At 59.9% G+C, this 5,244-nt stretch carries 6 protein-coding genes; 2 read left to right on the top strand and 4 right to left on the bottom strand.

Going from position 1 to position 5,244, the window contains the following annotated elements:
• Positions 1-71: 71 nt before the first annotated feature.
• Together mqo and ACTJJN_RS23550 are read right to left on the bottom strand one after the other, a co-directional pair.
• On the bottom strand, positions 72-1,580 hold the full coding sequence (mqo, locus tag ACTJJN_RS23555; RefSeq protein WP_003247357.1) for a malate dehydrogenase (quinone): 1,509 nt from the start codon (positions 1,578-1,580) through the stop codon (positions 72-74).
• A gap of 601 nt (positions 1,581-2,181) precedes the next feature.
• Positions 2,182-2,415, bottom strand: coding sequence for a hypothetical protein (locus ACTJJN_RS23550; RefSeq protein WP_440781661.1), 234 nt, complete (start codon positions 2,413-2,415; stop codon positions 2,182-2,184).
• A 145-nt stretch (positions 2,416-2,560) separates the two neighbouring features.
• Between ACTJJN_RS23550 and ACTJJN_RS23545 the strand changes: the two genes are divergently transcribed.
• On the top strand, positions 2,561-3,145 hold the full coding sequence (locus tag ACTJJN_RS23545) for a YajG family lipoprotein (protein WP_003247354.1): 585 nt from the start codon (positions 2,561-2,563) through the stop codon (positions 3,143-3,145).
• 74 nt (positions 3,146-3,219) lie between these two features.
• Here ACTJJN_RS23545 and ACTJJN_RS23540 read toward each other — a convergent pair whose 3' ends face one another.
• The gene (locus ACTJJN_RS23540) at positions 3,220-3,426 is read right to left on the bottom strand and encodes a hypothetical protein (protein WP_003247353.1); all 207 of its coding nucleotides are present in this window, start codon (positions 3,424-3,426) and stop codon (positions 3,220-3,222) included.
• Positions 3,427-3,586: 160 nt separating this feature from the next.
• On the opposite strand from ACTJJN_RS23540, the gene ACTJJN_RS23535 reads away from it, so the two are divergent.
• Entirely contained in the window at positions 3,587-3,847 is a 261-nt protein-coding gene (locus ACTJJN_RS23535; RefSeq protein ID WP_014859511.1) for a hypothetical protein, read from the top strand.
• Between the two features lie 224 nt (positions 3,848-4,071).
• On the opposite strand, the gene ACTJJN_RS23530 is transcribed toward ACTJJN_RS23535, so the two are convergent.
• Complete coding sequence (locus tag ACTJJN_RS23530; protein WP_004577666.1) at positions 4,072-5,022, bottom strand: IS110 family transposase; 951 nt, start codon at positions 5,020-5,022, stop codon at positions 4,072-4,074.
• Positions 5,023-5,244 lie beyond the last annotated feature (222 nt).

Below are 5,244 nucleotides of genomic sequence, written 5' to 3'. Positions count from 1 at the left end.
GCCGGTACAGGCTGATCAAGCGCCAGGCACAAAAAAACGCCCCGAGGGGCGTTTTTGCGTTTCAGGCCGGCTTAGGCGTAATGCTTGGCCGCCGGGCTGCTTTCTGCCAGGTCCAGGGCCGCGTCGTTATCGGCACTGATCTTGTGGTACAGCGCAGCATCGGTTGCCAGGGTCTTCTCGCGAGCCGGGAAGATTTCCTTGAGCTTGGCAGCCCAGGCACCCTTGGCCTGCTCGGGGAAGCAGCGCTCGATCAGTTCCAGCATGATCGATACGGTTACCGAAGCACCCGGCGATGCGCCGAGCAGTGCAGCCAGGCTGCCGTCCTGGGCCGAGACCAGCTCGGTACCGAACTGCAGCACGCCGCCTTTTTTCGGGTCTTTCTTGATGATTTGCACGCGCTGACCCGCCACTTCCAGGCGCCAGTCTTCGGCCTTGGCCTGCGGATAGAAACGACGCAGGGCTTCCAGACGCTGCTCCATCGACTGCATCACTTCGCTGACCAGGTACTTGGTCAGGTCCATGTTGTCGCGGGCCACGGCCAGCATCGGGCCGATGTTGCCCATGCGCACCGACAGCGGCAGGTCCATCAGCGAGCCGTGCTTGAGGAACTTGGTAGTGAAACCGGCGTACGGGCCGAACAGCAGCGAAGTCTTGCCGTCCACGACGCGGGTGTCCAGGTGCGGTACCGACATCGGCGGGGCGCCGACAGCGGCCTGGCTGTAGACCTTGGCCTGGTGCTGCTTGACGATTTCCGGGTTGTCGCAACGCAGCCACTGGCCGCTGACAGGGAAGCCGCCGAAACCTTTGCTTTCCGGGATGCCGGACAACTGCAGCAGCGGCAGGGCCGCGCCACCGGCGCCGAGGAAGACGAAGCGGGCGTCGACTTCACGGCTGCCGCCGCTGTTGACGTCCTTGATGCTCACGGTCCAGCCGCTGCCGTTACGGCGCAGGCCGACAACCTTCTTGCTGTACTTGACCTGCGCGTCCGGCGAGTCGCCCAGCAGCTTGAGCAGCTTGTTGGTCAGTGCGCCGAAGTTGACGTCGGTGCCTTTGGCCACGCGGGTAGCGGCGATGTGCTGGTCGGCCGGGCGGCCAGGCATCATCAGCGGCATCCAGTCGTTCATCACGGCCTTGTCTTCGGTGTATTCCATCTCGGCGAAGGCGTGGTGCTGCTTGAGCAGCTCGAAGCGCTTCTTGAGGAAGGAAACACCCTTGTCACCCTCGACATAGCTCAGGTGCGGGACAGGGTTGATGAAGGCACGCGCCGAGCCGAAGTTGCCCTTCTTGCTCAGGTAGGCCCAGAACTGGCGCGAAACCTCGAACTGGGTGTTGATGTGCACGGCCTTCTTGATGTCGATGCTGCCATCGGCGGCCTGCGGCGTATAGTTCAGCTCGCACAGGCCGGCGTGGCCGGTGCCTGCGTTGTTCCAGGGGTTGGAGCTTTCCGCGGCCCCGGAGTCCATCGCCTCGACGACCTCAAGCTTCAGGGTCGGGTCAAGCTCCTTGAGCAGTACGGCCAGGGTGGCACTCATGATGCCCGCGCCTACCAGTACCACATCAACCGATTCGTTCTGCGCCATTTAACGCGTCTCCACAATCTACAGCTACCTAATTGACAGCATAGGACCTGGGTTTGCCAGGGTCGCCATGTCCGACTTTTCGCAGTTCTTGCAACTTCCGCGGACACCGCCAATCAGTCTTCGGGTTCGTGTATTGAACGCCGTTTGCCACAGGTGCGGCAATTCGACTTATGGTCAAGGTGTCGTGCGTGCGTTATGGAACGGTTCAGACACTCATACGGGATGAGCGCATCTGCCGCCTGTTCAGGGCTGTTCGGGACACATCTGCCGCTTTTGCACATGCCAGACTGTTCATTTGCTCGCCACACTCTTGTGAAGTTGTGAAAACCGTTTTTTCACGCTCTTTTGGAGACGTGAACCTCAAAAGGGGACTGCGCGATGGCAACCCGCAGGTTCATGCAGTGTGAAGGGCCGGAAAAAGCAGGCACGACAGCCGATGCAAGACCTGAGTGGAAGGCTCTCTGTGGGCGAGGCGGTGAAGTTGCCGGGGTCAATCGGCGAATGCGGGGCCCGATCAGGAGACGTCCTTATAATCGGGGGGAGATTATAGCGATGTCGCGGGCAGAAATGTCGCCATTCGTGGTTTTTATTGCAGCGTTTGTCAGGCAGCGAGGAGGCGCTGGTGCCAACGGCGGTTTGCGCGGGCGCAAACCCGGGCTTCGATGGGCAGCTCGCGGCCCAGCCAGGCCAGCTGAATTTCGCTGATCTGCACCCAGTCGATGCCCCGTGGTGCCTGGCTGCATTGCTTGAAGGCCAGGCATTTGCCATCAGCGTCAAGGCGGGCATAAGCGTTGTGACGCGGCCGTTTGAAGAGCTGAGTCCAGAGCGAGGTCATGGCGGCGAGTCCTTTGCGTTAGGGCTTGGCGCAAGGATAAGGGTGTGGCGATGAAACGATTGTGACAAGCGGGCCGGGCCGATGACTGGTCTGTGCCTGGCTAGGTATACTGTGGGCCTTTGCCGCATTTTCTGGAGAAACGCGCATGTTGCAACGTCTGTTGTTCGGTTTGATCGCCGTGGCCAGCCTTAGCCTGGTCGGTTGTGCCCACAGCCCGCAACAACTCAACCCGCAACCCACGCTCAAGGCCCAGCTGGCCCCGGTCGGCCATGGCCAGCCGGTGGTGGTCCGGGTAGTTGATGGCCGGCCTTCGCCGTCCCTGGGTACCCGCGGTGGCATGTACCCCGAGACCAGCACCATCAGTGTCAGCGGTAATGACGTGGTGCCCAAGCTGCAGGCTCAGGCTGAAGCTGCTGTGCGCCTGCTCGGCTTCACCCCGACCCCGAACGCCTACAATGCGCCGCAGCTGACCGTCACCCTGGCCGAGCTGAAGTACCAGTCGCCGAAAGACAACCTTTACGTGACCGAGGCCACCATCGGCGCCACCTTCCGCGCTGATGTGACCAATGGCGGCCGCCGTTACAGCGGCCGTTATGGCGCTTCGCTGGACCAGCGTTTCGGCATGGCGCCGAATCAGGACACCAACACCCAGCTGGTGGGCGATGTGCTGAGCGATGCCCTGACCCGCCTGTTCAAGGACCCGAGCATCGGGCAGGTGCTGGGTCAGTAAGCTTCAGGTTGTGTCAGAAAACCCGCTGCCTGAGTGACAGGCAGCGGGTTTTTTGTTGTCTGGATGGCACAGATTTACGCCGCTTCTATGTGGAAATCCAGCAAGCTGAACCCTGTGCCTGCATCCACTTCGGGCAAGTCCTCATGCACATGTCCGCCAAGCGCACAGTAGACCAGCCACTGGCGGTCCTGCACATTGATGGCAAAACCATCGATCAGCGCCTGTTGTTCATCGCTCTGGGCAACGAGGTAGAGGCGGTCCTGGTTTTCGGCGTGCAACATGAAAAAGCTCCGGGTCATCAAAAGGTCGACAGGGTCGCCTGTATTGATGACGAGCGGATGACAGATGAAATTTAACGACAGTTTGTCGCCAAGGCCGGGCGCCACGGTGTGACTTGGGTAGAATGCTGGCCTTTGCCACTGCTCACACCGAGGTTGCGTGATGTCCTTGCAAGTGCTCTGGGGGTTCCTGGCCGCCCATCCCACCAAGCTGATCAACCTGCTGGCGCTGCTGCTGACCTGCCCGGGCGGTTTGCTGCTGCACAGTGCGCGGCGGCGCGAGGCCGAAACCCGCGAGTACATGGCAGTAGACGAGGGGGTAGTGGACGCTTTCGACCTTCGGGTGCCGAAATACTTCTACATCCTGGGCTTTTCGTGCCTGGCGATGGCGCTGCTGCTGTCCTGGTTCAGCACCTGGATCTAAGAACCATCGGGGCCGCGTTGCGGCCCAATCGCGACACAAGGCCGCTCCCACAAGGGTGGACGCAATTCCCTGTGGGAGCAACTGTCTTGCTCAATTTCTAAAAGCTGGCGCCTTCCCTGTGGGAGCGGGCTTGCCCGCGAACACGGGCGAAGCCCGTGCCATCCACCACGGTGTTGGCTTCGCGGGCAAGCCCGCTTCCACGCGGCTCACGCTGCGTTCTGGATTTACGTTGTACTTTCAGGCTGCGGTAGCACTAGATCGAGCCATGATGTACCCGTTCTGAGCATGGCATTTAACCGCACGATGAACGTTCTCATGCAGGCCACGATAGCGACTTTGGGAAGTTTTCCGCGCTCCCGCAGTGACTGATAACGAGCCTTGAGTGCTGGGTTGTATCTCATCGCCACAAGGCATGCCATGTACAGCGATCGCCTGACCGCAAATCGTCCGCCAGAGATAGAGCGCTTGCCCATGAATTTCCCACTGTCGTGGTTGAAGGGCGCCACTCCGACCAGGGAGGCAATTTCTCTGGATTCAACCCGACCCAGCTCCGGCAGCAGCGCTACTAGCTTGCCCGCTGTCACCATCCCAATGCCTTTCACTTTAATCAGTTGGGTAACCCGTTCGTCGTTCAGCATCGCGGTTTGCTGTTCGATCTCACGCTCAACCAGTTTGATCTGCGCTTTGAAGTGTTTCAGGTTGGCATTCAGGTAGTTAGCAACTGCAGTCGATTGCACCTGCTTCAGGCGCCGCAGGTCGTCATCTCGCTGTTGAACCAACCGATCACGTTGCTGAAGCAACTCTCGCAGAAGCGCTCGTTCGGGGCTGATTCGCAGGGAGGGTTGATCTGGAATGACTTCGGCATAGTGCGCCAGAACCTCGGCGTCGATGGCGTCAGTCTTGGCCTTGATGCCTAGAGAGTCAGCGAATGACCTGGCTCGCCTGGGATTAACGCGTATGACCTTGTAGCCAGCGTCCTGTAGAAAACGCATGACATCTCGCTCGTAGCCACCCGTCGCCTCTAACAGGACGCGCTTGATACTGAGCTTGCGAAGGCTCTCCAGTAGCGCCTCAAAGCCTGTGGGATCATTGCTTAAATGCATTTTGATGCCCTGTGGCCGCACCGCAGCATCAAGGGAGAGACTGGAAACATCGATACCCAAGAAGGAAGCCATCACCAAAACCTCCTAAACTCAACACAGTGAGAGGACTTTGGCTTGGCCCACGCTTGTGATTCGAGATCAGAGCCGCATCCAACTGTTCGGGCTCTCGCCAAAGTGGAACGGTGAATGGCAGCTTGTGCTCCCACACGTGCTCAAGGCACCTACGGCATTCAGCTTGCCATTCACCGCTCTCACTCCAGATTCTAATCCCCCATCAAGACACAAGCGGCCTTG

It is taken from the genome of Pseudomonas sp. 22515, from assembly GCF_052044625.1.
Classification (GTDB): domain Bacteria; phylum Pseudomonadota; class Gammaproteobacteria; order Pseudomonadales; family Pseudomonadaceae; genus Aquipseudomonas; species Aquipseudomonas alloputida.
This window is presented reverse-complemented; position numbering and strand designations above follow the sequence as displayed.

What these genes read in the sequence shown, in the direction of transcription:
- mqo (WP_003247357.1), bottom strand. Translation starts at nt 1,580, where the DNA reads ATGGCGCAGAACGAATCGGTTGATGTGGTACTGGTAGGCGCGGGCATC.
- ACTJJN_RS23550 (WP_440781661.1), bottom strand. Translation starts at nt 2,415, where the DNA reads ATGACCTCGCTCTGGACTCAGCTCTTCAAACGGCCGCGTCACAACGCT.
- ACTJJN_RS23545 (WP_003247354.1), top strand. Translation starts at nt 2,561, where the DNA reads ATGTTGCAACGTCTGTTGTTCGGTTTGATCGCCGTGGCCAGCCTTAGC.
- ACTJJN_RS23540 (WP_003247353.1), bottom strand. Translation starts at nt 3,426, where the DNA reads ATGTTGCACGCCGAAAACCAGGACCGCCTCTACCTCGTTGCCCAGAGC.
- ACTJJN_RS23535 (WP_014859511.1), top strand. Translation starts at nt 3,587, where the DNA reads ATGTCCTTGCAAGTGCTCTGGGGGTTCCTGGCCGCCCATCCCACCAAG.
- ACTJJN_RS23530 (WP_004577666.1), bottom strand. Translation starts at nt 5,022, where the DNA reads ATGGCTTCCTTCTTGGGTATCGATGTTTCCAGTCTCTCCCTTGATGCT.